The 3339-nt window shown below is 38.2% G+C and carries 4 protein-coding genes; 3 read left to right on the top strand and 1 reads right to left on the bottom strand.

Annotated features, from left to right (window positions below; genetic code table 11):
• The coding region (locus P8M52_RS05110) for a valine--tRNA ligase (protein WP_300308265.1) at positions 1-2468 on the bottom strand (2468 nt) is incomplete at its 3' end.
• A gap of 54 nt (positions 2469-2522) precedes the next feature.
• Here P8M52_RS05110 and P8M52_RS05115 point away from each other — a divergent pair.
• From P8M52_RS05115 to P8M52_RS05125, 3 genes are all read left to right on the top strand, one after another.
• Positions 2523-2783, top strand: a complete 261-nt coding sequence (locus P8M52_RS05115) for a GIY-YIG nuclease family protein (RefSeq protein ID WP_300308268.1) — start codon at positions 2523-2525, stop codon at positions 2781-2783.
• Complete coding sequence (locus tag P8M52_RS05120) at positions 2780-2995, top strand: transcriptional antiterminator, Rof (protein WP_300308271.1); 216 nt, start codon at positions 2780-2782, stop codon at positions 2993-2995. Before P8M52_RS05115 ends, P8M52_RS05120 begins: the two co-directional genes overlap by 4 nt.
• 117 nt (positions 2996-3112) lie before the next feature.
• Positions 3113-3339: hypothetical protein (locus tag P8M52_RS05125; protein ID WP_300308273.1), on the top strand; the 227-nt coding region annotated here is incomplete at its 3' end.

Here is a 3339-nt window from a genome sequence, read left to right on the forward strand (position 1 = left end):
GCAGCATTAAGTTTATCAATATTTTCCATTTTAGCTAACACATTTAGAATGTTAATATTCTTTGCTAAGTAAGCCTCATCAGTGGCGTTGAAGTTTTGTAAAAAGCAAGGTAGCGGTTTAGAAGGTGGTATGTTCATTTCACCACGAATTTTTCTAATACCCAGGATAAAGGTTTGTAGCCATTTAATCTCAGCTTCCGAATCACTTGAGCTTAAGTTTTGATCAACCTCAGGATAAGACTGAGTCATTAAGCTAACGTTATTTTGTCCAGTAATGGTATTACATTGCTCAAAGATTTCTTCAGTGATAAACGGGATGATTGGGTGTAGAAGGGTGGTCATCTCATTCAAAACTTTTATCAGTGTTGCTTGCGTACCTGCTTTAGTAGCATCATCTTGTAATAATGGCTTAGAAAGCTCTAAGTACCAGTCACAATAATCATGCCAAACAAACTCGTATAATTCTTGACTCATTAAATCAAGGCGATAATCCTTAAGATGTTTTTCAACATTTTTCTTGGTGTCTTGTAGGCGAGATAAGATCCATTGATCTGCCGTTGATAAATCAGCATTAGGATTGATAGTCTCACCCTCTAGTTTCATTAATACAAAACGAGAGGCATTCCAGAGTTTATTACAAAAGTTTCGGTAGCCTTCAACACGCTTTAAATCAAACTTAATATCGCGTCCAAATGAGGCGAGTGCGGCAAATGTAAATCTGAGTGCATCTGTGCCAAAAGCAGGAATACCATCAGCAAACTCTTGTTCAGTTTGTTTTTTAATCTTTTTAGCCATTTTAGGCTGCATCATGCCTTGAGTTCTTTTCTCAAGTAGATCTTCTAAAGAAATACCGTCAATTAGATCAATTGGATCTAGAACATTACCTTTAGACTTTGACATCTTTTGCCCTTGACCATCACGAATTAGACCAGTGATATAGATATCTTTAAAGGGTACGTCGCCAGCAAACTTTAAGCCGAACATAATCATTCTAGCAACCCAGAAGAAAATAATATCAAAGCCGGTTACGAGTACATTAGTTGGGTAGAAGCGCGCCAAATCTGGAGTTTTTTCAGGCCAACCTAGTGTTGAAAAAGGCCAAAGCGCTGAAGAGAACCAAGTGTCTAAAACATCGGTATCTTGCGTTAACTTAACGCCTTCTCCAGCTTGTGCTTGCGCCTCTTCTTCAGAGTTAGCAACAAAGATGTTACCATTTTCGTCATACCAAGCAGGGATGCGATGACCCCACCAAATTTGTCTAGAAATACACCAGTCTTGGATGTTATCCATCCAGTTAAAATAGGTTTTGTTCCAGTTTTCAGGGATAAAGCGAATGTCACCGTTTTTAACTGCATCAATAGCGGGCTCTGCCAATGGTGCAATTTTTACAAACCATTGGTCAGTCATGTAAGGTTCAATGACGGCATTAGTTCGATCACCGCGAGGCACCATTAGTTTATGTGGATCAATTTTCTCTAACAAGCCTTGTTCATCAAGGTCTTTGATCATTTGTTTTCTAGCAACAAATCTATCCATACCTGTGTAAGCACTCGGCACGGTGTCGTTAATTTTGGCATCATCAGTTAGTATATTGATGATATCTAAATTATGACGCTGACCCATTTCATAGTCATTAAAGTCATGAGCAGGCGTAATTTTTACACAACCTGTACCAAACTCCATATCAACGTAATCATCGGCAATAATAGTGATTTTTCGATCAGTAAGAGGTAAGTCAATCGTTTTACCAATAAGATGACTGTAGCGAGCATCATCCGGATGAACAGCGACAGCGCTATCACCCAACATGGTTTCAGGACGTGTTGTAGCAACTACCATTACTTCATCAGTACCAGTAATTGGATAACGCATATGCCATAAAGAGCCTTGCTCTTCAATACTAATAACCTCAAGATCAGACACCGCTGTATGTAATACTGGATCCCAGTTCACTAAGCGCTTGCCACGGTAAATCAAACCTTCTTCATGTAGCTGTACAAACACCTTTTTAACGGCATTAGACATGTCTTCATCCATGGTGAAGCGTTCTTTTTCCCAATCAACAGACGAGCCGAGGCGACGCATTTGAGAGGTGATCGTGCCACCAGATTGTTCTTTCCAATCCCAGATTTTATCAATAAATTTTTCACGACCAACGTCATGGCGGGTAATATCTTTGGCAGCTAATTGGCGTTCAACCACCATTTGTGTCGCAATACCCGCATGGTCTGTACCTGGCTGCCAAAGGGTTTGGTCACCCTTGCCACGATGGTAACGGGTAAGAACATCCATGATAGTATGTTGAAAGGCATGCCCCATGTGCAAAGAACCAGTAACATTTGGCGGCGGCAGCATGATAGAGTAGGCATTCTCGCTGGTAGAATTTGCATCAGACGAGAACAGGTTTTTTTCTTCCCAAAGGGCGCGATATTTCGCTTCAATTTGTTCAGGATTGTAGGTTTTTTCCATTAACTTATAAAGATGGATTAAACTTCGCAATTATACTATAAAGGGATTGAAAAATTGGCTAATAAAACTTGGGTGGTGTATTTGCTAAAATGCGCTAATAACTCGCTATATTGTGGAATTACCAATAACCTAACTAGACGTTTGCGTCAGCATAATGGAGAGATTCAAGGTGGTGCAAAATATACACGCGCCAATGCACCGTGTGAGTTGGTTTATCAAGAAAGTGCTAAAGATAGATCTTGTGCCTCCAAGCGTGAATATGAAATCAAACACTTAGATAAAAACGACAAATTATTATTAATAAAATCCACATGAGTAGTTATCAAAAAATTTCTTGCGAAGATCATAGCATTTATGAGTTGGTTATTATGCGCGGCTATTCCATGCAGGTTGAAATTGACGGCAAGGTGGTTAGGATTAAACCTACAAACATTTCAACCAAGAATGGTGCTGAGTTTCTAACTTTTACAGGTGAAGATGGTAGAATTCAAGAAATTAGAGCCGATCTCGTTGATATTCAGAAATAGCATCTATTTGTTGCTGATCTAGACTCTAAGTCGATTAAAAATATTCTTAAAAGAATTGTATAGAATCCTCTAAGAATTTAACTTTGTATTGTTGGTTAAATAATATAAGAGTTGAAAATGGAAAGCAATAATAATATTAATTTCGATAATAATAATTGGCAGAAAACAGTGTTAGAAGTGTTAAGCGCTGAAAAAGACTTGTGGATTGATATGGAGATAGACGAGAGCTATCTTTATGTTGATTCTTTGCAAATTGGCCTCGATACATATAACAACTTACATCTGAGTCACTGGATTCCATTAAATCAAACGATTTCTGATAAAAATATTTTAGAATTTTGTAA

The sequence above is a fragment of the Candidatus Thioglobus sp. genome, from assembly GCF_029243085.1.
Lineage (GTDB): Bacteria > Pseudomonadota > Gammaproteobacteria > PS1 > Pseudothioglobaceae > Thioglobus_A.